Genomic DNA, 24,408 nt, shown 5'->3' with positions numbered 1-24,408 from the left:
GTTACACGGACGACAACACGAAAGCGCCATGCCATGAAAATTACCCGGCTTGCCATTCTGATTACCCTGACATTTTCCGTCCTGAAGTCGCAGGCCACGGAGTTCAATGCCAGCCTGCTGGACAGCGGGAACCTGTCCAACGTGGACCTCACGGCCTTCAGCCGCGAGGGGTATGTGGCGCCCGGTAACTATATTCTCGATATCTGGCTCAATGACCAGCCGGTACGGGAACAGTATCCGGTCAGAGTTGTACCGGTTGCCGGACGCGACGCGGCCGTCATCTGTGTGACAACAGACATGGTGGCCATGCTGGGTCTTAAGGATAAGATTATTCATGGCCTGAAACCCGTTACCGGTATCCCGGACGGGCAATGCCTTGAGCTGCGCTCCGCTGACAGTCAGGTACGGTACAGCGCTGAAAATCAGCGTCTGACCTTCATTATCCCCCAAGCCTGGATGCGTTATCAGGACCCGGACTGGGTGCCCCCTTCACGCTGGAGCGACGGCGTCACCGCCGGCCTGCTCGATTACAGCCTGATGGCCAATCGCTATATGCCGCAGCAGGGGGAGACCTCTACCAGCTACAGCCTCTACGGCACCGCCGGGTTTAATCTCGGCGCCTGGCGGTTGCGGAGCGATTATCAGTACAGCCGTTTTGACAGTGGGCGGGGCGCATCACAGTCCGATTTTTATCTGCCGCAGACGTATCTGTTCCGTGCCCTGCCAGCACTGCGCTCAAAACTGACGCTCGGACAGACGTACCTCAGCTCCGCTATTTTTGACTCCTTCCGCTTTGCCGGGCTCACTTTGGCCAGCGATGAGCGCATGCTGCCGCCCTCTCTTCAGGGGTATGCCCCGAAAATCAGCGGCATTGCGAACAGTAATGCACAGGTTACCGTCAGCCAGAATGGCCGCATTCTGTACCAGACCCGGGTGTCGCCGGGGCCTTTTGAGCTTCCCGACCTGAGCCAGAATATCAGCGGCAACCTGGATGTCAGCGTCCGGGAAAGCGACGGCAGCGTCCGGACCTGGCAGGTCAACACGGCCAGCGTCCCCTTTATGGCACGCCAGGGACAGGTTCGCTATAAGGTGGCCGCCGGACGTCCGCTGTACGGCGGAACGCATAACAACAGCACGGTCAGCCCTGACTTTCTGCTCGGGGAGGCCACCTGGGGAGCATTTAACAACACGTCGCTGTATGGCGGCCTCATTGCTTCCACCGGCGACTACCAGTCCGCGGCGCTCGGGATCGGCCAGAATATGGGGCTGCTGGGCGCTCTGTCTGCGGACGTCACCCGCTCAGATGCGCGGTTGCCGCATGGGCAGAAGCAGTCCGGTTACAGCTACCGTATCAACTATGCCAAAACGTTTGATAAAACCGGCAGTACCCTGGCGTTCGTCGGATACCGCTTTTCGGACCGCCAATTTCTTTCCATGCCGGAGTACCTGCAGCGTCGGGCCACCGACGGCGGCGATGCATGGCATGAAAAACAGAGCTACACCGTGACTTACAGCCAGTCCGTTCCGGTACTCAACATGAGCGCGGCCCTCTCGGTAAGCCGGCTCAATTACTGGAACGCACAGTCCAACAATAACTACATGCTCAGCTTCAACAAAGTGTTCAGTCTCGGCGACCTTCAGGGGCTCTCGGCCTCGGTGTCGTTTGCCCGTAACCAGTACACCGGCGGGGGGAGCCAGAAGCAGGTCTACGCCACCATCAGTATCCCGTGGGGTGACAGCCGCCAGGTGAGCTACAGCGTGCAGAAGGATAACCGGGGCGGCCTGCAGCAGACCGTGAATTACAGCGATTTCCATAACCCGGATACCACATGGAACATCAGCGCCGGTCATAACCGCTATGACACCGGCAGTAACAGCAGCTTTAGCGGCAGCGTGCAGAGCCGTCTGCCGTGGGGTCAGGCGGCAGCGGACGCCACCCTGCAGCCCGGACAGTACCGCAGCCTGGGCCTGAGCTGGTACGGCTCGGTGACCGCCACCGCCCACGGCGCCGCCTTCAGCCAGTCGATGGCCGGGAATGAGCCTCGCATGATGATAGATACCGGAGACGTGGCCGGTGTGCCGGTGAACGGCAACAGCGGGGTGACCAACCGCTTCGGGGTGGGCGTGGTGAGCGCCGGCAGCAGTTATCGCCGCAGCGATATTTCGGTTGATGTGGCCGCCCTGCCGGAGGACGTGGACGTCAGCAGCTCCGTCATCAGCCAGGTGCTGACGGAGGGCGCGGTGGGCTACCGGAAGATTGACGCCAGCCAGGGGGAGCAGGTGCTCGGTCATATCCGGCTGGCTGATGGCGCCAGTCCACCGTTTGGCGCCCTGGTGGTGTCCGGGAAAACCGGCAGAACCGCGGGGATGGTCGGAGATGGCGGTCTGGCCTACCTGACAGGTCTCAGCGGGGAAGACCGCCGGACCCTGAATGTGTCCTGGGATGGCCGGGTGCAGTGCAGACTCACCCTGCCGGAAACGGTGACACTCAGCCGGGGGCCGCTGTTACTGCCCTGCAGATAAAAATATCCCTGTCACAGAGCAGGTCTAAAGGAGAAAACAGGTGAAAAACAGCAGAAGAAGCCGTGTGATTTTACTCGCACTGGCGGCAGCATGGAGCCAGTACAGCCCGGCGGCCGTCAATGTTGACCGGACCCGTATTATCATGGATGCGCCGCAGAAAACGGTGGCCATCACGCTGAATAACGATGACAAAACCACGCCGTTCCTGGCGCAGTCCTGGGTGACGGACGCTGACGGGGTGAGAACCGATGCGCTGATGGCGCTGCCGCCGCTGCAGCGTATTGATGCCGGACAGAAATCCCAGGTCCGCATCACCCAGGTTCGCGGGCTGACAGATAAGCTCCCTCAGGACAGGGAAACACTGTTCTGGTTTAACGTGCGGGGCGTTCCCCCGAAGCCAGAAGACGACAACGTTCTGCAACTGGCCATGCAGAGCCAGCTGAAACTGTTTTACCGTCCGAAAGCCATTATCAGAAGCAGCAGTGACCAGCCGGAAAGAAAGCTGACTGCTGAGCGGAATGCGGGACATCTGACCCTCAGAAACCCGACGCCGTACTACATCACTGTGGCGTGGCTGGGAGCAGACCGTAGCCACAGGCTCAGCGGTTTCCGCGAGGGCGTGATGGTGCCGCCCCTGGGGAACCTGCCTTTAAAGGCTGTTCTGCCGGCAGAAACCCGGACGCTGTGGGTGGGGTATATTGATGATTACGGTGGACTGCAGATGAACCGCTACGCCTGCGATGCCCTGAACTGCGCGTTTAAGGACGCAGGGGCGACATCATGACAGGACGATTATTCAATATGAAATCACTGATACTGTCAGGTGTGTTTCTTTTCTTTGCTGTCTGTGATTCTGCGAGGGCAAACTATGACTGGTCAAAATGTGATGCCAATGGAAATGTAAATATTCAGAATATCAGTCTGAAGGGAGGACAATATTTACAAGGGCAGGAACTGCAGAAGATTACTGTTCCCATAAGTTATACCTGTACTACAACATGGAGCAGTTTTAATTCACTTGTTTACTCTACAGCAGTTTCGCTTTCCGATATGAGACAGGTAGCCACTGCGCTAAAAGATCGCGGTCTTGGAATGGATATCGTTGTTCAGGAAGGGAGTTTGACTCCCGTGACATTTACGTGGAGGGATATACAGGCAGGGTTTTCAGGCTGGTTCAGTTCAAAAGCATTCGGGCAACGTATGGACGCGCAAAAAACATATAACCGGAGCGGAACGATTACAGTACATATTTTTGTCGAACAGGTTTTCAATAATAATTTTTTGGACATAAACATTCCGGGAAGTAAAATTAATATATATCCCTATAGCCCGTCACAACCCGGACTGTCTGTTGAACCACCGACTGTTCCATTCAGACCTTTAACTGTTTCTGCGTTTAATCTCAGATTTATTCCTGACAACTCAGGCAAGGTTATTATCTCTCCTTCTAATACCATCAATATGGGGCGTTTTTATACGGAATATAAGGAAACCCTGGTGCCCAGGGAAGTACCTTTCACCGTTACAGCACAACAGAATGTCGGAACGCAGATCCCGTTCGTCGCCCCACTGGCTATAGAGTTCAGGACCAACGGTCTGACACTGGCAGATGCTGACAGCACCGTGATTCTTAAGAATAATAAACAAGAAAACAATGGTTTCAGACTGTCGGTAATGGATGTGGATAATAACACACCAGTTAAATTTAATGTGAAAACAGATATGGGATCTATCCATCTTGATAACGGTGCCGGTGGCAGAATTATAAAACAGTATAAAGCAAAGGTCGAAGCTATACCCGGTGAGGTAATTAAAACAGGCGCTTTTTCAGCCGCAATGACAGTGATTGTTACTTACAATTAGCAGGATTAAATACCATTTCCTGATAGTTAATTAAAAAATAGCTATAAATTTATCTTTATGATTATTTTTTTCTTCTCGGTCTTTTTCACTAAAAAAACGGAGAGTTTGCATGTCTTCTGATAAATCAAAAGGGAAGATAGTTTTTTCAGGTAACGATATTCATTATCCCGGACAGACCAACCATGATGCCTGTTTTATTCCGGTAAGTGTCCGCCAGTATTCCGGCGAGCCCCTGTATATCATCGTGGCACACTGGTGCCTGTTGCAGCAGAACTGGGTTCAGCGTAACCAGATAGCAGAGGCGTTTCACATCACGGCCAGACGGGCCAGCTACCTGATTGCCTATCTGCGAAGCAAAACATCGCGGGTGGTCAGCATTTGCCGTCACCAGACCCTGCCTAATAAAGCACGACGCTATGAGATTTATGTTATCCGGGTTCTTGACAGTCCCACCCCGTCCACGCGCCGTGAAAAAGCCGGACCGCCGCTGGTATCAAAACGCCGGGTCGGTAATGGTGACAGGTCGATGGCAAATGAACTGTGGAACCGGCTGTGCAGTAACAGAAATGCGGGGAAAATCCTGAAAAAGAAGGAGGATGAGGATGACGGAACATAACCGGATGCCGGCCCGGCAGATTATCGTTTACGGTGACTGCTGGCCGGTGACGATCGCCGTGGCACACCTGGTCCGGAGATTTCTGCCGGGCTGCAACTGTGAAACCGCATACAGTCTGCCTGTTCTGTTGCAGCAATTACGTCGGAAACCGGAGGCCATACTGATACTGTGTCTGCGTCCCCGTGAACATCTCTTTTTGTTCTATTCCCTGAGACAGATACTGCCGGACTACCCGGTTATGATTATCAGCGATGAGCTGTTTTTCAGCGACCGGGTGGTACTGAAGGTATACGGCGGCATCCCGGCGCTGCTGGAGCAGGAACTGGCGGAGATACTTATTCGGTGGCGGCGGGATGAACAGTGGGCCGGGGGCGCACGCCTGCGCAGGACAGGAGGGCTGGACGCCTTTTTGTTATCTCCGGATCCGGTGACGGGCTTTCTGGAAGTGCCACCGATATTTAACAATCCGAAGCGGTTGATGAACTATATGGATCAGTTGATGCACCGGGAGATACTGGCATGCGGAGTGAGCCTGGCCCAGTTACGCTTGCTTCAGGAAGTTTACCGTGGACGAGGAAGGTTGTCAGCGTTGTGTGGAAGGCTGAATACACAGGAGAAGCAAATCTGGCAGGACAAATACCGGTTACTGGTGAAGCTGGGAATGCGGAACCGATTACGGGAACTGCTGTTTGGTACCCGGTTTTGTAAATCACTGCAGCGAACTCCGTTTATCGCTCCGCAATAACCCGCCTCCGGCGACCCTATCCAGAAACACTGACACGCCGGCTAAACCCGGTGGCGGTGGGGTATTTTTTGCCTGTGGTGTAGTGGAGTAAAATACAGAATTCAGGCGGGACGCTGAATGTATGGCCTTTCATACCGTTTGATAAGTAAAAACGCTTCTGGAATGAAACCCGACGTGAATGATACGGCCTGAGCAGAAGCGTTACATATTTACTGCATGATCCCGGTATAGCCATGAATTCCCATATACACGCCGACCAGACCAATCAGAATGCTCGAAAAATAGGGCGCCCGCCGGGCAAGCGTCGAAAAACCACTCCAGCGCTTTGCTGCCTGTTGAACGCTTATCGCCGCGCCAACGCCTACCGTCACCAGCGTTAATGCCAGGCCAAGACTAAAGCTCAGCACCATCGTGGCGCCCAGCGTAAACGCTTTAAGCTGGATACAAATCAGTAAAACGGTGATCGCAGCCGGACAGGGGATAAGCCCTCCGGTCAGGCCGAATAGCAGGATCTGTCCATTAGTCACTGTTTGACCATCAAAACGGCGTTGAATATCGGCAGCATGGGCGCGTTCATGGGCATCCTGATACGCTTTTGACGTTGCGCCTTCCGGATGTATGTGACCATGATGGTCATGGTCATGGTCATGGTCATGGTCGTGGTCGTGGTCGTGGTCGTGGTCGTGGTCGTGGTCGTGGTCGTGGTCGTGGTCGTGGTCATGGTCATGGCCGTGGTCGTGGTCGTGGTCGTGATGGTGGTTTCCCGCCAGCCACTGCTGCTCGCCTCGCCATGTCCGCCAGAACATCCAGCACGCGGTGCTCAGAATAATGATCGCAGAAATTAACTGCAGCCATGGTTCCACTGATTGTGCGGTGAATGCCCGGCTAAGATACATCCCACCCAGAGCGATTAACCAGACGATCGCGGTATGAGAAAGCGTTGCTGCCAGACCGAGCATGACGGCCTGTTTAACCGTACCTTTAATGGCAATGATAAAAGCCGCCATCATAGTTTTGGAGTGCCCTGGTTCAAGCCCGTGCAAAATACCTAATAAAATGGCGCTGGGAATGAAGAACCAGCCATTTCCTTGCTGAAGAAGTGTCGAAAATTCACCCATGAGAATGATTCTTAGTTGTTTTATGTGGGCGTCATTCTACTCCCCCCCAGTATGTAATACTACCCCCCAGTAGCATCGTAATGCTATAATTTGTATTCGTTAATGTTAGTGAGGTGTTGCAATGTCACATACCATCCGGGACAAACAAAAGCTTAAAGCCAGAACCAGCAAGATTCAGGGGCAGGTGATAGCGCTAAAAAAAATGCTGGATGAACCGCATGAATGCGCGGCCGTGTTACAACAGATCGCGGCGATTCGCGGCGCGGTAAATGGCTTAATGCGTGAGGTGATTAAAGGGCATCTGACCGAGCATATCGTTCATCAGAGTGATGAAGCCAGGCGTGAAGAAGATCTGGACGTAATATTAAAGGTGCTGGATTCTTATATTAAATAGCCGGGAGTTATATCCCGGCTATCTTTTACTTTAGCCGAAAAACATCACCGATACGCAAAGTAAACCGACGACCAACGTAATGAAATTGCCTACTGAACGGTAGGGTTTCAATGCCGGTATCAGGTACGTTGACAACGTGGGCATAATAAACAGGATCATCGCAATGAGCGGGCCGCTAATGGCATAAATCATAGAGATGGCATTCGGGTTAATACAGCAAATAATAAACGTAATCCCGGAAACCAGCATGATAGACAGCGCGCGATTGAACGCCCGGCTTTTTTTCACGCCAACCTGCTGTAGGGTGGTTCTTACCATTTCGGTTGCGCCCTCAATGACGCCGAAATAGGTGCCGAGGAAAGATTTCGACATGGCCACGACGGCAACGATAATACCGGAAATAGAGAGCCAGGCCGGCGCATTGGGCATCATCGAGAGCGCGGAAAGGATGGTAACGCCTTCGTTGCGCGCGTCTTCAATGTATGACGGCGGAATGGAGAGCAGGCAGCTAAAGACAAAGAACAGCACGCTCAGGCAGATAATCAGATAGGCGACCTTCATGATCTTTTTGCATTTATCCATGGCCTGATCGCCAAAATTTTCCCGTCTGTCGATGGCAAACGTCGAAATAATGGGCGTATGGCTAAAAGCAAAAACCATCACCGGAATAGAAATCCATACCTGGTGCAACGTGTGACTATCCAAAGACATCTGCCCGGTCAGTAACGAGGGTTGCCAGCTTCCGGTTAAGTAGAGCGAAAGGAACAAGAAGTAAGCGATAAGTGGAAAGACTAAAAAGCCCATTACGCGAAGAGTGGCATGTCTTCCCATTAAGAAAATCATATTCAGGATAAGTACTACGCCGAAGCTAACTGCCATCCGGATGCGAATATCTATCTGAATATGCTTCGCTAATTGCTCTGTCAGGGAATTGGTAATCGCCACAGCATAAATTAATACCACGACAAAAAACGCAATGAAATAAAGCGTGGTAATAATACTGCCGATTTTCTTGCCGTAATAATGAGTAACGGCGCCAGTAATTCCCTCACCTGCAGAAGTCTTTGAGGAAAGAATAAACTGACACAGCGCCTTATGTGGCCAGTATGTCAGAGGCCAGGCGACCAGCGCGGTAATAAATAGCACGATTGCGCCTGCCGATCCCAACTGGATGGGAAGGAAAAGAGTGCCTGCGCCTACAGCCGTTCCGTATAATGCAAAACTCCAGAGAGTCTCATCTTTTGACCAAATTTTAGACATTATTTGAATTTATCAACTATAAAACACACAAAAAGAAGCGCAATTTACCATAAATAGCGTCAGTTGGGGGCGTTTTAAGCAGATGGATGTCGTGGAGGAGGAGGGCCGGGAGCGTTGTGATCCCGGCAAAAAAGAGCAATATCATGCACTAACGCGCTGTTGGCGGCGGGTCACTATTCGCTGGCGTAAAACATCGTACGCCCAGTTGTACAGCATCGTGTACGGCAAAAAGAACAGGAAGAAACCAATTTCCAGGGTGAATGCTTGTAGCAGGCTGACATTCAGTACCCAGGCGACAATACTCACACCAATGACAATAAACCCACTTTCAAATCCTAACGCATGGAGTGCGCGCACTTTGGCGGTTCGTCTCACCTGATGCGCAGGCCACAGTCGATCAAACAGAGCGTTATAAATGATATTCCAGATCATGGCCGTCGTTGCCAGCAATATCGTCAGGCCGCCCATCTCCAGCACCGAGCGCTGCATTAGCCAGGCGGTCGTTGGCGCCAGTATCGCAGTCGCAATACCTTCAAAACAGACAGCATGGAAAATACGCTCCGGTAGCGAGCGACGTTGTATGGCGTCATGTTGCATAAACGAAAAAACCTTACTCTTAATCAAACGAAAGAAATTTCCGCTATTTTATCGTTTAATGTGATACCTAAAAGATAACATCCATCGATAAAGTAGATAGGTTATGCGTTACTCACCTGAAGCGTTAATGGCATTTGTTGAGACCGTTTCTTGCGGTTCGTTTTCTGCGGCGGCGCGCCGCCTGCGTAAAAGCCAGTCCACCATTAGTACCGCCATTGCGCATCTGGAGGCGGATCTGGGATTTTCATTATTTGATCGATCTTCGCGCCAGCCCGTTCTGACCGAAGAAGGAAAACGGGTGCTTAGCTATGTTCAGGCTATTTTATCGGCGAGCGACCGTCTGGATGAGGTGGCGCTGACGTTATCCGGCGAGACGGAGGCAAGGCTCACGTTCGTCCTCTCTGATACCCTGCACCCTGACAGTCTGGAAGAGTTAATGGCGCAGTTTGATCGTCAATTTCCGCATACCGAGTTTGAATGTTTGATCGGAGAAAATGATGATGTCATCGACCTGCTGCAAAAAGGGCGCGCCCAGATAGGTCTGATTGAAGCGCGTGATGACTATCCCACAGACATTGGCGCGACGCGTCTGCCTGTTCAAAGCTGGATGGGGGTTTATGTGGCGACCACGCATCCGTTGGCGTCGCAGACGAACCTGCAATGGGAACAACTGCATACCTGGCGCGAGCTGCGTCTGAATACCTACCTTGAATCTAATGCCAACATTACGCGCGGCCCGGCCTGGTCAGCGCCAAACTATTTATTACTGTTGAGCATGGCGGTTCAGGGATTTGGCTGGTGCGTATTGCCCTGCGCGCTGGTGGAAGAGTTTGCGGCGGAAAAACCGCTGGCCCAGCTGGAAGTTCCTGGCTGGCCGAGGGCGATTGCTATTGATTTGCTGTGGAACAAGAAGACGCCGCCCGGAACGGCAGGGAACTGGCTTCGCTACCATTTGCAGCAGAAATAAGCTGCGTCACCGTCAAATCAGCGTCATTTCCTTTGTGATAAAACTCACTTTTTTTAAACAATCAAGATAACTAATTTTAACAATGCTCTACTATGGCGGTGTCATTTTGCGCTGAGGTGGTAATGAAAGAGGTTGTGATAGTGGGGGCTTTACGGACACCCATCGGCTGTTTTCAGGGAACGCTGGCCCGTCATTCCGCCGTCGAGCTGGGGAGCATGGTCGTAAAAGCGTTAATTGAGCGCACCGGCGTGGACGCTAACGCTATCGATGAGGTCATCCTCGGTCAGGTGCTGACGGCTGGCGCCGGGCAGAATCCGGCGCGCCAGTCAGCCATCAAAGGAGGGCTGCCGACTACCGTTTCCGCCATTACTATTAATGACGTTTGTGGTTCCGGTTTAAAAGCGTTGCACCTGGCGACGCAGGCTATTCAGTGCGGCGAAGCGGACATTGTTATTGCGGGCGGGCAGGAGAATATGAGCCGTGCGCCGCATGTCCTCAATGACAGCCGTACCGGCGCGTTGCCTGATGCCGACAATCTGGTGGATAGTCTGGTACATGATGGCTTATGGGATGCCTTCAACGATTATCACATTGGCGTGACGGCAGAAAACCTGGCGCGGGAATATGGCATCAGCCGCGAGTTACAGGATGCTTATGCGCTCAGTTCGCAGCAAAAAGCCAGGGCCGCGATTGATACCGGGCGTTTTAAAGATGAGATTGTCCCCATCGTCACGCAACGTAATGGGCAGACCGCAATTGTCGATACGGATGAACAACCGCGGGCCGACGCCAGTGCGGAGGGGTTAGCCCTGCTGCATCCGGCGTTTGATAGTTTAGGTTCGGTGACGGCGGGTAATGCCTCCTCAATCAACGATGGCGCCGCCGCGGTGATGATGATGAGCGAGGCGAAAGCCCAGGCGCTGGGGCTGCCGGTGCTGGCGCGCATCCGCGCGTTTGCCAGCGTCGGCGTCGATCCTGCGCTAATGGGGATTGCGCCGGTATATGCTACCCGGCGCTGTCTGGAGCGTGCCGGCTGGCAACTGACGGAGGTCGACCTTATCGAAGCCAACGAAGCGTTTGCCGCCCAGGCGTTGTCGGTAGGAAAAATGCTGGAATGGGATGAGCGACGGGTAAACGTTAATGGCGGCGCGATTGCGCTGGGGCATCCCATTGGCGCTTCCGGCTGTCGAATTCTGGTTTCACTGGTGCACGAAATGGTTAAACGCGACGCGCGAAAAGGTCTGGCGACGCTGTGTATCGGTGGCGGCCAGGGCGTTGCTTTAACCATTGAACGCGACTGATCCTACGCCAGCCACCCTTTTCCTGCTTCAGTATTCCGTTATAAAAAGCCCTCTATCACGAGGGCAAAGCCAGTGACAGCCCCCCCCTTTTTCGTTATAGCGCAGAACTTCTTGCCGCGTCGGGCATTGCAGACGCATACCGCTTTTAATTCAATTCGCACATCAGACCTCGTTCTAAAACAAGCTCCAATTTTTATCTGAGTAACCGCATACAGCATCTGGCGCACATGTCTGAAAATCAGACAAGTGCGTAAGTTTTAGCGCCGATCGTGATCGCTACAGCAGTTTTAAAAATAACCAACCATATAAATGAAACGTTGTTTTATTTATTGTTGAAAACCTTTATCCAGGCGACTATGATGCCGTTAAATAAAACAAAACAGTGTTTTGATTTTATGCCATTGCGATCGATTTATCATTGGAGGGAAAAGTGGACGTAAGGCAAAGCATCCATAGCGAGCACGCTAAAACGCTGGACACCCAGGCGCTGCGACGCGAGTTTTTAATAGAAAATATTTTTGTCGCTGATGAATATACGATGGTCTACAGCCATATCGACCGTATTATTGTCGGCGGCATTATGCCCGTCAGCCATTCTGTTGAAATCGGCGGAGAGGTGGGTAAACAGCTTGGCGTTTCCCGGTTACTGGACCGCCGCGAGCTGGGCGTCATTAATATTGGCGGCGCGGGCGCCATTATCGTTGACGGGCAGCGCCATGATATTGGTCATCGTGATGCTCTGTATATTGGTAAAGGGGCGAAAGAGCTGGTCTTCGTCAGCAATGAGGCGAGCAGACCGGCGAAGTTTTATTACAACTGCGCGCCAGCGCATACCGCTTATCCGACGAAAAAAGTGTCGCCTGCCGACGTTGCGCCCGTCACCTTAGGCGATAACCTCACCAGTAACCGTCGCACCATCAATAAATACTTCGTACCGGATGTACTGGAAACCTGTCAGCTCAGTATGGGACTCACCGAACTGGCGCCCGGTAATCTATGGAACACCATGCCATGCCATACCCATGAGCGCCGTATGGAAGTTTACCTCTATTTCAATATGGAAGAGGACAGTTGCGTTTTCCATATGATGGGGCAGCCTCAGGAAACCCGTCATATTGTGATGCGTAATGAACAGGCGGTTATTTCCCCAAGCTGGTCAATACATTCCGGCGTTGGCACCAAAGCCTATACGTTTATTTGGGGCATGGTGGGAGAAAATCAGGTCTTCGATGACATGGATCACGTTGCGGTACAAGATCTGCGCTAGTCGCGACCGGTGATAACGCCTGTGCGTGGCAGGCATGACAAAAATAAGGATTAACAATGATTTTGAATGCATTTTCTCTTGAAGGTAAAGTCGCGGTTGTGACGGGGTGCGATACCGGATTGGGGCAGGGGATGGCGTTAGGGCTGGCGGAAGCGGGCTGTGACATTGTCGGTATTAACATTGTTGAACCGACGGAAACTATTGCGCGCGTCACCGCTCTGGGACGTCGTTTTTTAAGCCTGACTGCCGATCTGCGCCAAATCGATGGTATTCCGGCGCTACTGGAACGGGCGGTGGCGGAATACGGTCATATTGATATTCTGGTGAATAACGCGGGTTTGATCCGTCGTGAAGATGCGATTGATTTCACGGAAAAAGACTGGGATGACGTTATGAACCTGAACATCAAGAGCGTGTTCTTTATGTCTCAGGCGGCGGCAAAACATTTTATTGCCCAGGGCAACGGCGGCAAAATTATTAATATCGCGTCTATGCTTTCCTTCCAGGGCGGCATTCGCGTTCCGTCTTATACCGCGTCGAAAAGCGGCGTAATGGGAATAACGCGTCTGATGGCGAACGAGTGGGCGAAACACAATATCAATGTAAACGCCATCGCGCCGGGCTATATGTCCACGAATAATACCCAGCAATTGCGCGCTGATGCACAACGTAGCGCCGAAATTCTTGACCGTATTCCGGCTGGACGTTGGGGGCTACCGGGCGATTTAATGGGGCCGGTAGTCTTCCTGGCATCCAGCGCCGCTGATTATATTAACGGCTATACCATAGCGGTAGATGGCGGTTGGCTGGCGCGTTAATCCGCTACTGACAAATGCGTTTCTGGGAAAATCGACGCTTTGGCCGAAAAAACTGATAAAGCCCTGTCCTCGTACAGGGTTTTTTTATGATCTCATTAGCATAGTCCATATTGTGAGTTTAACTTAATCCATATATTGTTAAATAATAGCTATAATCAATGATTTAAATTATTGAAATATTGGTGGTTTGAAAAAATATCTGGCAACGGCGTTAAATTTAAAAAGTGTAATATCCATCACATATCGCTATAGCGTAGCCATTTAATCCATATTTATGCCGTTTCCAGCCTGACACTTGAGGAAGAGTATCCCGTACTTTCAGGCTATGTCTTACTCTGTTGTGGCAGGAAAATATGGTCTCTATTAATGACTCTGCTTTAACGCCGCGTTCGCTTCGCGACACACGACGTATGAATATGTTTGTTTCGGTTTCTGCAGCGGTTGCGGGACTGTTATTTGGTCTGGATATCGGCGTTATCGCCGGGGCGCTGCCTTTTATTACCGACCATTTCGTACTGACCAGTCGGCTGCAGGAGTGGGTCGTCAGCAGTATGATGCTTGGCGCGGCAATTGGCGCATTATTTAACGGCTGGCTTTCATTTCGGCTGGGGCGTAAGTATAGCCTGATGGCTGGCGCGATTTTGTTCGTGCTCGGCTCGCTGGGGTCGGCGTTTGCTTCCAGCGTGGAAGTATTGATTGGCGCCCGCGTGATACTGGGCGTAGCAGTAGGGATTGCCTCCTATACCGCGCCGCTTTATCTCTCTGAAATGGCTAGCGAAAATGTTCGCGGCAAAATGATCAGTATGTATCAACTGATGGTGACGTTAGGCATTGTGCTGGCTTTTTTATCCGATACGGCATTTAGCTACAGCGGCAACTGGCGCGCGATGTTGGGCGTACTGGCGCTGCCTGCGGTGTTGCTCATTATTCTGGTGGTATTCTTGCCGAATAGTCCGCGTTGGCTGGCGCAAAAAGGTCGCCATATTGAAGCGGAAGAGGTGCTGCGTATGCTGCGCGATACCTCGGAAAAAGCCCGTGATGAACTGAATGAGATTCGGGAAAGCCTCAAACTCAAGCAGGGCGGGTGGGCATTATTTAAAGCTAACCGCAATGTTCGCCGCGCCGTGTTCCTCGGTATGTTGCTACAGGCAATGCAGCAGTTCACCGGCATGAACATCATTATGTACTATGCGCCGCGCATTTTTAAAATGGCCGGCTTTACCACCACGGAACAGCAAATGATCGCTACGCTGGTGGTCGGACTGACCTTTATGTTCGCGACTTTTATCGCCGTCTTTACGGTCGATAAGGCCGGGCGTAAACCGGCGTTAAAAATCGGTTTCAGCGTAATGGCGTTAGGGACATTGGTGTTGGGCTACTGCCTGATGCAGTTTGATAACGGTACGGCATCAAGCGGTCTCTCCTGGCTTTCCGTTGGGATGACGATGATGTGTATCGCCGGTTACGCGATGAGCGCCGCTCCGGTGGTGTGGATACTGTGTTCGGAAATCCAGCCGCTGAAATGCCGTGATTTTGGCATTACCTGTTCAACCACGACAAACTGGGTATCGAACATGATCATCGGCGCGACATTCCTGACACTGTTGGACAGCATTGGCGCGGCAGGTACATTCTGGCTCTACACCGCGCTGAATATCGCTTTTATCGGCATCACTTTCTGGCTGATTCCGGAAACCAAAAATGTCACCCTGGAGCACATCGAACGCAAGCTAATGGCGGGCGAGAAGCTAAGAAATATTGGCGTGTAATCCCCCCTCCCATGCCGGATGACGCCTGTTATCCGGCATGATGAAAAATAGACTGGAAACGGATGTGTAAGTTTGTTTCACTGCCATAATGCTTTACAAAAAGGAGAGCGCAGTGAAAACGATCGGACTGTTGGGGGGGATGAGCTGGGAATCGACTATCCCTTATTACCGTTTAATCAATGAAGGCATTAAACAGCAGCTGGGAGGCCTGCACTCGGCGAGCTTACTGCTGCATAGCGTAGATTTCCACGATATTGAAGTATGTCAACGCCGTGGCGAGTGGGATAAAGCGGGCGATATCCTGGCGCAGGCCGCGCAGGGGTTACAGCAGGCGGGCGCAGAAGGCATTGTGCTGTGTACCAACACCATGCATAAAATCGCGCACATTATTGAATCTCGTTGTTCTCTGCCTTTCCTACACATCGCGGATGCTACCGGGCGAGCCATCGCCCGTCAGGGGTTACATCGCGTGGCGCTATTAGGGACCCGCTATACGATGGAGCAGGATTTTTATCGCGGGCGGCTGGAACAGCAATTTGCGATTGAGACCATCGTGCCGGAGGCGGACGATCGGGCGCGTATCAATCAGGTGATTTTTGACGAGCTCTGTCAGGGGACATTCACTGACGCGTCGCGCCACTATTATTTACAGGTTATCGAACAACTGGCTGTGCAAGGCGCGCAGGGCGTTATTTTTGGCTGTACTGAAATAGGTTTGCTTGTTCCCCAGACGCAAGGCGCGCTACCGGTTTTCGATACCACGGCAATTCATGCCGCAGATGCCGTGAGCTTTATGCTTTCGTCATCGGCCCCAGAATAACCTCCAGCGGTTCGACCAGGCGCGAAAGGTGCGTTTGTAAATGCTTACTGAAGGCGTCAACCAGCGCGGAGGCAGGGCGGTGTAGCGGGCGAATCAGGCTGACGGTAAAGGGCACGTCAATGCTGAAGCGGCGGACGGTGACGCCGCTGGCGGCATAGTCCAGCGCGGTCAGCGGGTTAACGATCGAAACGCCCGCCCCGGCGCGCACCATCGCGCAGACGGAGGCCGCGCTATGCGTTTCCACCACCATTCTGCGCTTCACCTGATGTTCGGCAAATAACGTATCCAACAACTGTCGATAGCTGTCCAGGCGGGAGAGGCTGATAAAGTTTTCCCCCTGAAAATCGTCTGGCGTCAGTACCGTTTTGGCGGCAAGCGGATGGTCGCAGGGCAGTACGCACACTTCATTTAGCGTTAGTAACTCGGTGCGGGTTGTTCCTGCCGGGGCATGAAGCGTCTCCGTCAGCCCTAAGTCGTGGCGCTGGGCGGAGAGCCACTCTTCCAGCAACGGCGACTCCTGCGGCACAATATTCAGGCTGACATCCGGATAACGCGCCAGAAAAGGCGGTAGTAACGGCGGCAAAAAGGATTGTGAAAAGACCGGCAGGCAGGCGATAGAGAGCTCGCCCTGACGGAACTCGCGCAGACTTTCCGCCGCGCTGACGATACGATCCAACCCATACCAGGAGCGTTGTACCTCTTCGAACAGGCGTAGCCCTTGCACTGTCGGATGTAAGCGCCCGCGTGTGCGCTCAAACAGCGTTAATCCCAGCACTTTCTCAAAACGCGCCAGCTCGCGACTGACGGTAGGCTGCGAGGTATGCAGCAGCCGCGCCGCTTCGGTGAGATTTCCGGCGGTCATTACGGCGTGAAAAATTTCAATGTGACGTAAATTTACGGCAGCCATACGTTTCCCTGAATCATTTATCCCATATCATTTTTGCATAGACTGACAATAAAACGATATTTTTTATTCTTTCTAAGGTATGGCGTAATCGTTAAAAAGCCTGTTCCGGAGTTTGTTATGTCATTGCCGCATTATCACGCTGAAACTGACCTTAACGCTGAAAATTTGCTCAGATTGCCTGCTGAATTCGGCTGTCCGGTCTGGGTCTATGACGCGCACATTATTCGCCGTCAGATAGCCGCCCTGCAGCAGTTTGACGTCGTGCGTTTTGCGCAAAAAGCCTGTTCGAACATTCATATCCTGCGCTTAATGCGCGCGCAGGGTGTCAAGGTGGATTCTGTTTCATTGGGAGAGATCGAACGTGCGCTGGCGGCGGGCTACGATCCGCAAACGTGCCCTGATGATATCGTTTTTACCGCCGATGTGATTGACGCCGCCACGCTGGCGCGCGTCAGTGAACTGCATATTCCGGTCAATGCCGGCTCGGTAGATATGCTGACGCAGCTTGGTCAGGTTTCGCCTGGGCATCGCGTCTGGTTGCGCGTGAATCCTGGCTTTGGTCACGGCCACAGCCAGAAAACCAACACCGGGGGCGAAAACAGCAAACACGGCATCTGGCATAGCGATCTTCCGGCGGCGCTGGCGGTAATGCAGAAATACCGACTGAAACTTGTCGGTATCCATATGCACATTGGTTCCGGCGTCGATTATGGTCATCTGGAGCAGGTTTGCGGCGCGATGGTTCGCCAGGTGCTGGAATGTGGTCAGGATGTGGAGGCGATTTCGGCAGGCGGCGGACTCTCGATACCTTATCGTGAGGGAGAAGAGCCCGTTGATACGCGCCATTACTATGGTCTGTGGAACGCGGCGCGCGAGCAAATAGCCCGCCATCTGGGACATGCGGTCAAACTTGAGATCGAACCCGGACGTTATCTGGTGGCGCAATCGGGCGTGCTGGTAACGCAGGTGCGTAGCGTAAAACAGATGGGAAGCCGCCATTTCGTGCTGGTCGACGCTGGTTTTAACGATCTGATGCGCCCGGCGATGTACGGTAGCTATCACCGTATTTCGGCGCTGGCGGCGGATGGTCGCGCGCTTGAAAATGGCCCGTGGGTCGAGACGGTGGTCGCCGGGCCGCTATGCGAATCAGGCGATGTTTTTACGCAGCAGGAAGGGGGAATGGTTGAAACACGCGCCTTACCTGCGGTCATCCCCGGCGATTACCTCGTATTGCACGATACCGGCGCGTACGGCGCGTCTATGTCATCGAATTACAACAGCCGCCCGCTCCTGCCGGAAGTACTGTTTGACAATGGACAGGCGCGGCTGATCCGCCGTCGTCAGACCATTGAAGAGCTGTTAGCGCTGGAGATGCTCTGAAGCGCATCATTAGGCCGGACGTTGAAAAAACGGGCCTGCGGCGACGGACTCGCGCAGAATCAGCGTGCCGGTAAAGGGTGGGATCGGGGCGACCGGCTCGCTGTTCGCCAGACGAACGGCCTGATCGATCGCGGTGGCTATCATATCCTCGATGGGTAAATAGACTGTTGAAAGCCCCGGTTCAAGCCAGGTTGCGCCCGGCGCATCGTCAAAACCAAACAGCGACACATCCTGCGGGATGCGTAATCCGGCCTGGCGCAGCGCTTTTGCCGCGCCCAGCGCCGTGTCATCATTACAGGCGAATAGCGCGCTAAACGTGACGCCTTCCTCCAGTAATTCCCGGCAGGCGTCATAGCCGCGCGTCAGCGTGTAATCGCCGTATTTCACTTTTGCCGGTTGCCAGGGGATGCCATATTTTTCCAGCGCCTTGCGATAACCCGCTACGCGTGATGTGCCGGTGGGAGTATGAACAGGCAGCGTAATACAGGCGATATCGCGATGGCCCTGCGTAATCAGATATTCCACCGCCTGGAATGCCGCCGTCTCCTGCTCGAAGAAAATAGCGCGATCGCGGGCCTGAGTGACGTTGCGATTAATAATCACCAGCGGCATTTCCGTGGCGTCAATCAACGACAAAATCGCCGGCTCATCCATATAGCGAGTGTAAAGAATAATAGCGTCGCACTGTCTGTCGGCCAACATTTGTACGGCTTTCTGCTCTCGTTCCGGCGTATCGTGACCATCGGTGACGATCAACTGCTTGTTATGAAACTCCGCCTGGCGCGACGCCCGGCGCAACAAACTGCCAAAATAGAAGCCGTCAAACGTAGAGACGACCAGACCGATGCTGTTGCTGGTGCGATTCGCCAGCGAGCGTGCCAGCAGGTTGGGGCGATAGCCCAGAGCCTGCATCGCCGTAAACACTTTCTGGCGCGTACTTTCTTTTACCTGCCCCGTCCCATTCAGCACTCGTGAGACGGTGGCCTTTGATACGCCCGCATGGCGGGAAACATCCAGCATTGTCGCCATCATGCTACCCTGATTAATCGGTTGTCGACAGGTGCCCGGTATCCGTCGGCGTGGACACCGAATGTCGGCGTACCAGTGTCGGACTAAATACATGAGTTACTTCTGGCGTAGGGCATTTCCCTGCCAGCGCTAAGGCCAGCTCCGCCGCCTGTGTCGCCATGGTGACGATCGGATACCGAATGGTGGTCAGTCGGGGACGCACATAGCGTGAGACCAGTACATCATCAAAACCGATGAGCGATACTTCGCCCGGCACCCCCACGCCATTATCATTTAATACTCCCATCGCGCCGGCCGCCATCGAGTCGTTATAGCAGGCCACCGCGGTAAAATTTCTGCCGCGACCTAATAACTCAGTCATCGCCTGCTCGCCGCCGCTTTCATCCGGTTCGCCGAACGTCACCAGCCGATCGTTAGCCGGGATATGGCTTTCCGCCAGCGCATCGTAATAGCCCCTCAGGCGATCTTCGGCATCAGAGATAGTGTGATTGGAACAGATATACCCAATACGCGTATGACCTTGCTGGATCAGATGCCGGGTCGCCAGCCATGCCCCGTAACGGTCATCCAGCGCGACACAGCGGTGTTCTAACCCCGGTAAAATGCGGTTAATCAGCACCATGCCGGGGATTTGCTTCATTAATGAGGCCAGGTCCGCATCCGGAATCATTTTGGCGTGTACCACTAACGCTGCGCAACGATGACGAATCAACTGTTCAATAGCCTGACGCTCTTTTTGTTCGTTATGATACCCGTTGCCAATCAGTAAAAAATTGCCGGTGTGATACGCCACCTGTTCAACGGCTTTCACCATCGCGCCGAAAAAAGGATCGGAAACGTCGCCGACCACCAGACCGAGGGTTTCCGTTGCCTGCTGTGCCAGCGCGCGCGCGTTGGCGTTAGGGTGATAGCTCAAGGACTCCATTGCGCTGGTCACCGCCAGCCGGGACGCTTCGCTGGCTTTTGGCGAATCGTTAATAACGCGAGAAACGGTGGCGACTGAAACACCGGCCAGTCGGGCTACATCTTTTATGGTCGCCATGATAATACCTATAGTGGGTAAACGCTTACATTACGCCAGTTTTACGGAAAATGAACGTCTGTTCAAGCCTCTTGCCCCGCCGTGTCGGGCAAATGTGACCTGCACGGGAGAAATGCGTCTGTAAAGTGACAATACAAATCTTTCGTTACAGTTTGCGAAGCGCTGTTGCGATTGTCTGCTGGCAGGCCAGCGAGTCAGGTTGATAGAGTGGTGATCCCAGAGGTATTGATAGGTGGAATCAACGTCATTGTTGATCACACGAATTACACCAACCTGCGTAGAGATGCGCAGGTTTTTTTTTGTTTCGCCTGAACCTGTAACAGTAACGGATAATTTACACAACTCGTTGCATTTCCGTTTATTCCTTTGCGTTTTCGGACTGGCGATGCAGACGCGCGAAGCCCACAATCAAGATCCCAGAGGTATTGATTGGTGAGATTATTCGGTACGCTCTTCGTACCTGTCTCTTGCACCAACCTGCGCGGATGCGCAGGTTTTTTTTCGAACCTATTTTGCTATCGCTCCTGTTACGCAACTCGTGTAATCTGCCACAATTCATGTTTTAGCGAATTGTCGGCCAAAGGGAGTTGAAATGCTGTTTGGATTTTTCCGTAACCTGTTTCGCGTGCTTTATCGTGTGCGCGTCACTGGCGATGTCCGGGCGCTACAGGGGAACCGGGTCTTAATTACCCCCAATCACGTTTCATTTATCGATGGTATGCTACTGGCGCTGTTTTTGCCGGTACGGCCTGTCTTTGCGGTATATACCTCCATCAGCCAGCAATGGTATATGCGCTGGTTAACGCCGCTGATCGATTTTGTACCGCTCGATCCCACTAAACCCATGTCCATTAAACACCTGGTGCGTCTGGTGGAGCAGGGGCGTCCAGTGGTGATTTTCCCGGAAGGGCGGATTTCCGTGACCGGTTCGCTGATGAAAATTTATGACGGCGCAGGCTTTGTGGCGGCAAAATCGGGCGCAACCGTCATTCCGCTCCGCATTGACGGCGCGGAGCTTACCCCTTTCAGTCGCCTGAAAGGTCTGGTTAAACGGCGCTTATTCCCCCGCATTCAGCTTCATATTTTACCGCCGACGCAAATACCGATGCCGGAAGCGCCGCGCGCGCGCGACAGGCGTAAGATAGCGGGTGAGATGCTGCACCAGATCATGATGGAAGCGCGTATGGCGGTGCGCCCGCGCGAGACGTTATACGAATCGTTGCTGGCGGCGCAATATCGTTACGGCGCGGGTAAAAACTGTATTGAGGACATTAACTTTACGCCGGATACGTATCGTAAGTTACTGACCAAGACGCTTTTTGTTGGCCGGATTCTGGAAAAGTACAGCGTTGAGGGAGAGAAAATCGGTTTAATGCTGCCGAATGCCGCCATCAGCGCGGCGGTGATTTTCGGCGCGGTTTCTCGTCGCCGCATTCCGGCCATGATGAACTACACTGCGGGGGTAAAAGGGCTGACCAGCGCGATTACCGCGGCGGAAATTAAAACGATTTTTACCTCCCGCCAGTTCCTCGATAAAGGTAAATTGTGGCACCTGCCGGAGCAGCTAACGCAGGTTCACTGGGTTTACCTGGAAGATTTAAAAGCGGACGTCACACCCGCCGACAAGCTGTGGATTTTTGCCCACCTCCTGGCGCCGCGACTGGCGCAGGTAAAACAGCAGCCGGAAGACGAGGCGATCATTCTTTTTACCTCCGGCTCGGAAGGGCACCCGAAAGGGGTGGTGCACAGCCATAAAAGCATTCTGGCGAACGTCGAGCAGATAAAAACGATTGCGGATTTCACCGCCAATGACCGTTTTATGTCGGCGCTGCCGCTCTTTCACTCGTTCGGTTTGACGGTGGGCCTGTTTACGCCGTTGTTGACCGGCGCGGAAGTATTTCTTTATCCAAGTCCGCTGCACTATCGCATTGTGCCGGAACTGGTCTATGACCGTAACTGTACCGTGCTGTTTGGTACGTCAACCTTCCTCGGCAACTATGCGCGCTTTGCCAATCCGTATGATTTTTATCGTCTGCGCTATGTGGTGGCCGGTGCGGAAAAACTTCAGGAGAGCACCAAACAACTGTGGCAGGATAAATTCGGTCTGCGCATTCTTGAAGGCTACGGGGTAACGGAATGCGCGCCAGTAGTCTCGATTAACGTGCCGATGGCGGCTAAGCCTGGCACTGTTGGCCGCATTCTGCCTGGCATGGACGCGCGTCTGCTGGCGGTGCCCGGTATTGAAAACGGCGGTCGGCTACAGCTGAAAGGGCCGAATATCATGAATGGCTATCTGCGCGTGGAAAAACCGGGCGTGCTGGAGGTGCCGTCGGCGGAAAACGCCAGAGGCGAAACTGAGCGCGGCTGGTACGACACGGGCGATATTGTACGCTTCGATGAAAATGGTTTTGTGCAGATTCAGGGGCGCGCGAAACGCTTTGCGAAAATTGCTGGCGAAATGGTCTCGCTGGAGATGGTCGAGCAACTGGCGCTTGGCGTTTCGGCGGACAAAATGCACGCTACCGCCATTAAAAGCGATGCCAGCAAAGGTGAAGCGCTGGTACTGTTTACGACTGACAGCGAACTCACCCGAGAAAAGTTACAGCACTATGCCCGTGAACACGGTATTCCGGAACTTGCCGTCCCGCGTGATATCCGTTATCTGAAACAGCTTCCCTTGCTTGGCAGCGGGAAACCCGATTTTGTGACGCTGAAAAGTTGGGTGGATGCGCCGGAACAACATCATGAGTGAGTCAGTACGTACTAACACCTCCATCTGGTCGAAAGGGATGCTGTCGGTGATTGTCGCGCAGTTTCTCTCGGCTTTTGGCGATAATGCGCTGCTGTTTGCGACGCTGGCACTGCTGAAAGCTCAGTTTTACCCGGACTGGAGCCAGCCTGTTTTGCAAATGGTGTTTGTGGGCGCTTACATTCTTTTTGCGCCGTTTGTCGGCCAGATAGCGGACAGCTTTGCCAAAGGCCGGGTGATGATGGTCGCCAATGGTCTTAAACTGGCGGGAGCGGCAGGTATCTGCCTCGGCGTAAATCCTTTTGTCGGTTATACGTTGGTCGGGATTGGCGCGGCGGCTTATTCTCCGGCGAAATACGGTATTCTGGGCGAACTAACGACGGGCGATAAGCTGGTGAAAGCCAATGGCCTGATGGAAGCCTCTACGATTGCGGCGATTTTGCTCGGTTCCGTCGCGGGCGGCGTATTGGCCGACTGGCATGTCATCGCCGCGCTGGTTGCCTGCGCGTTGGCCTACGCTGGCGCAGTGGCGGCGAACCTGTTTATCCCGAAGCTTGTGGCGGCGCGTCCAGGACAATCCTGGCGGTTGTCGGCGATGACGCGTAGCTTCTTCAGCGCTTGCGTTGTCCTTTGGCGTAACGGTGAAACGCGTTTTTCGCTGGTGGGGACCGGGCTATTCTGGGGCGCAGGCGTGACGCTGCGTTTTCTGCTGGTGCTGTGGGTGCCGGTGGCGCTGGGGATTACGGATAACGCCACGCCGACTTACCTGAACGCCATGGTGGCGGTAGGCATTGTGGTCGGCGCGGGCGCGGCGGCAAAACTGGTGACGCTGGAGACCGTATCGCGCTGTATGCCCGCCGGGATTTTGATTGGCGTTGTGGTTGCGATCTTCTCATTACAGCACGCATTGCTGCCTGCTTATGCCTTGTTGCTGTTGATAGGTATGCTGGGCGGCTTTTTTGTGGTGCCGCTCAACGCTTTGCTCCAGGAGCGCGGTAAGAAGAGCGTTGGCGCCGGGAATGCCATTGCCGTACAAAATCTGGGCGAGAATAGCGCCATGCTATTAATGCTGGGACTGTACTCGCTGGCGGTGCTGGTTGGCGTTCCGGCAGTGGCGATAGGTATCGGCTTTGGCGTGCTGTTCGCGCTGGCGATCGCGGCGCTGTGGATCTGGCAGCGCCGGCAGGCATCATACTGAGTGAATATGCCGGGCGGCGAGTGCGCGTTATCCGGCTTACATTGT

Annotated in this window: 21 protein-coding genes; 15 read left to right on the top strand and 6 right to left on the bottom strand. The window is 53.5% G+C overall.

Annotated elements, in window-relative coordinates; translation table 11 throughout:
• The first annotated feature begins 33 nt into the window (after positions 1–33).
• The 5 genes from stdB (at position 34) to J4650_RS07505 (ending at position 5,747) form a co-directional block, all read left to right on the top strand.
• Positions 34–2,523: a fimbrial outer membrane usher protein StdB gene (stdB, locus tag J4650_RS07525; RefSeq protein ID WP_124234959.1), complete on the top strand. Its 2,490-nt coding sequence runs from the start codon at positions 34–36 to the stop codon at positions 2,521–2,523.
• 40 nt (positions 2,524–2,563) lie between these two features.
• Positions 2,564–3,307 (top strand): fimbrial biogenesis chaperone StdC, encoded by a 744-nt coding sequence (stdC, locus tag J4650_RS07520; protein WP_023250444.1) that lies wholly within the window; start codon positions 2,564–2,566, stop codon positions 3,305–3,307.
• Positions 3,304–4,386 carry a fimbrial protein gene (locus tag J4650_RS07515; protein ID WP_023993962.1) on the top strand — a complete coding sequence of 361 codons (1,083 nt, stop codon included), beginning with the start codon at positions 3,304–3,306 and terminating at the stop codon, positions 4,384–4,386. The genes stdC and J4650_RS07515 overlap by 4 nt, the downstream gene beginning before the upstream one ends.
• 109 nt (positions 4,387–4,495) lie before the next feature.
• Complete coding sequence (locus J4650_RS07510; protein ID WP_000093338.1) at positions 4,496–5,002, top strand: CaiF/GrlA family transcriptional regulator; 507 nt, start codon at positions 4,496–4,498, stop codon at positions 5,000–5,002.
• Positions 4,989–5,747, top strand: coding sequence for a transcriptional regulator (locus tag J4650_RS07505; RefSeq protein ID WP_000134802.1), 759 nt, complete (start codon positions 4,989–4,991; stop codon positions 5,745–5,747). Before J4650_RS07510 ends, J4650_RS07505 begins: the two co-directional genes overlap by 14 nt.
• A gap of 209 nt (positions 5,748–5,956) precedes the next feature.
• Here the strand turns inward: J4650_RS07505 and J4650_RS07500 are convergent, their stop codons facing one another.
• On the bottom strand, positions 5,957–6,865 hold the full coding sequence (locus tag J4650_RS07500; RefSeq protein ID WP_038993302.1) for a nickel/cobalt efflux protein RcnA: 909 nt from the start codon (positions 6,863–6,865) through the stop codon (positions 5,957–5,959).
• A 121-nt stretch (positions 6,866–6,986) separates the two neighbouring features.
• Here J4650_RS07500 and rcnR point away from each other — a divergent pair, with 121 nt between their 5' ends.
• Positions 6,987–7,259, top strand: coding sequence for a Ni(II)/Co(II)-binding transcriptional repressor RcnR (gene rcnR, locus J4650_RS07495; protein ID WP_000019953.1), 273 nt, complete (start codon positions 6,987–6,989; stop codon positions 7,257–7,259).
• 30 nt (positions 7,260–7,289) lie between these two features.
• Here the strand turns inward: rcnR and J4650_RS07490 are convergent, their stop codons facing one another.
• Both J4650_RS07490 and J4650_RS07485 read right to left on the bottom strand, forming a co-directional pair.
• Entirely contained in the window at positions 7,290–8,519 is a 1,230-nt protein-coding gene (locus J4650_RS07490; RefSeq protein WP_000036837.1) for an amino acid permease, read from the bottom strand.
• A 141-nt stretch (positions 8,520–8,660) separates the two neighbouring features.
• On the bottom strand, positions 8,661–9,116 hold the full coding sequence (locus J4650_RS07485) for a multidrug/biocide efflux PACE transporter (RefSeq protein WP_001519547.1): 456 nt from the start codon (positions 9,114–9,116) through the stop codon (positions 8,661–8,663).
• A gap of 103 nt (positions 9,117–9,219) precedes the next feature.
• Between J4650_RS07485 and J4650_RS07480 the strand changes: the two genes are divergently transcribed.
• The 6 genes from J4650_RS07480 (at position 9,220) to J4650_RS07455 (ending at position 16,058) form a co-directional block, all read left to right on the top strand.
• A complete protein-coding gene (locus tag J4650_RS07480) occupies positions 9,220–10,083 on the top strand; it encodes a LysR family transcriptional regulator (RefSeq protein WP_001270774.1) in 864 nt (287 codons plus the stop codon).
• Positions 10,084–10,205: 122 nt separating this feature from the next.
• On the top strand, positions 10,206–11,384 hold the full coding sequence (locus J4650_RS07475) for an acetyl-CoA C-acetyltransferase (protein WP_000665980.1): 1,179 nt from the start codon (positions 10,206–10,208) through the stop codon (positions 11,382–11,384).
• 430 nt (positions 11,385–11,814) lie between these two features.
• A complete protein-coding gene (kduI, locus tag J4650_RS07470) occupies positions 11,815–12,651 on the top strand; it encodes a 5-dehydro-4-deoxy-D-glucuronate isomerase (RefSeq protein WP_000383274.1) in 837 nt (278 codons plus the stop codon).
• 56 nt (positions 12,652–12,707) lie between these two features.
• The gene (gene kduD / locus J4650_RS07465; RefSeq protein WP_000602490.1) at positions 12,708–13,469 is read left to right on the top strand and encodes a 2-dehydro-3-deoxy-D-gluconate 5-dehydrogenase KduD; all 762 of its coding nucleotides are present in this window, start codon (positions 12,708–12,710) and stop codon (positions 13,467–13,469) included.
• A 353-nt stretch (positions 13,470–13,822) separates the two neighbouring features.
• Positions 13,823–15,238 carry an arabinose-proton symporter AraE gene (araE, locus tag J4650_RS07460; RefSeq protein ID WP_000253635.1) on the top strand — a complete coding sequence of 472 codons (1,416 nt, stop codon included), beginning with the start codon at positions 13,823–13,825 and terminating at the stop codon, positions 15,236–15,238.
• 112 nt (positions 15,239–15,350) lie between these two features.
• The gene (locus J4650_RS07455) at positions 15,351–16,058 is read left to right on the top strand and encodes an aspartate/glutamate racemase (protein ID WP_023993964.1); all 708 of its coding nucleotides are present in this window, start codon (positions 15,351–15,353) and stop codon (positions 16,056–16,058) included.
• Here the strand turns inward: J4650_RS07455 and J4650_RS07450 are convergent.
• Complete coding sequence (locus J4650_RS07450) at positions 16,030–16,965, bottom strand: LysR family transcriptional regulator (RefSeq protein WP_000741798.1); 936 nt, start codon at positions 16,963–16,965, stop codon at positions 16,030–16,032. The genes J4650_RS07455 and J4650_RS07450 overlap by 29 nt on opposite strands.
• Positions 16,966–17,082: 117 nt before the next feature.
• Between J4650_RS07450 and lysA the strand changes: the two genes are divergently transcribed.
• On the top strand, positions 17,083–18,345 hold the full coding sequence (gene lysA / locus J4650_RS07445; RefSeq protein ID WP_000056589.1) for a diaminopimelate decarboxylase: 1,263 nt from the start codon (positions 17,083–17,085) through the stop codon (positions 18,343–18,345).
• A gap of 9 nt (positions 18,346–18,354) precedes the next feature.
• Here the strand turns inward: lysA and J4650_RS07440 are convergent, their stop codons facing one another.
• Both J4650_RS07440 and galR read right to left on the bottom strand, forming a co-directional pair.
• Positions 18,355–19,377, bottom strand: a complete 1,023-nt coding sequence (locus tag J4650_RS07440) for a LacI family DNA-binding transcriptional regulator (protein ID WP_000968353.1) — start codon at positions 19,375–19,377, stop codon at positions 18,355–18,357.
• A 10-nt stretch (positions 19,378–19,387) separates the two neighbouring features.
• A complete protein-coding gene (galR, locus tag J4650_RS07435) occupies positions 19,388–20,416 on the bottom strand; it encodes an HTH-type transcriptional regulator GalR (protein ID WP_000201030.1) in 1,029 nt (342 codons plus the stop codon).
• A gap of 592 nt (positions 20,417–21,008) precedes the next feature.
• Between galR and aas the strand changes: the two genes are divergently transcribed.
• Together aas and lplT are read left to right on the top strand one after the other, a co-directional pair.
• On the top strand, positions 21,009–23,168 hold the full coding sequence (gene aas / locus J4650_RS07430) for a bifunctional acyl-ACP--phospholipid O-acyltransferase/long-chain-fatty-acid--ACP ligase (RefSeq protein ID WP_023993965.1): 2,160 nt from the start codon (positions 21,009–21,011) through the stop codon (positions 23,166–23,168).
• Entirely contained in the window at positions 23,161–24,363 is a 1,203-nt protein-coding gene (gene lplT, locus J4650_RS07425) for a lysophospholipid transporter LplT (protein ID WP_000004686.1), read from the top strand. The genes aas and lplT overlap by 8 nt, the downstream gene beginning before the upstream one ends.
• Positions 24,364–24,408 lie beyond the last annotated feature (45 nt).

This window comes from Salmonella sp. 32120201201600049SM, assembly GCF_017572835.1.
Classification (GTDB): domain Bacteria; phylum Pseudomonadota; class Gammaproteobacteria; order Enterobacterales; family Enterobacteriaceae; genus Salmonella; species Salmonella enterica.
Note: the sequence above shows the minus strand (reverse complement) of the source record. Positions and strands in the feature narration are given on the sequence as shown.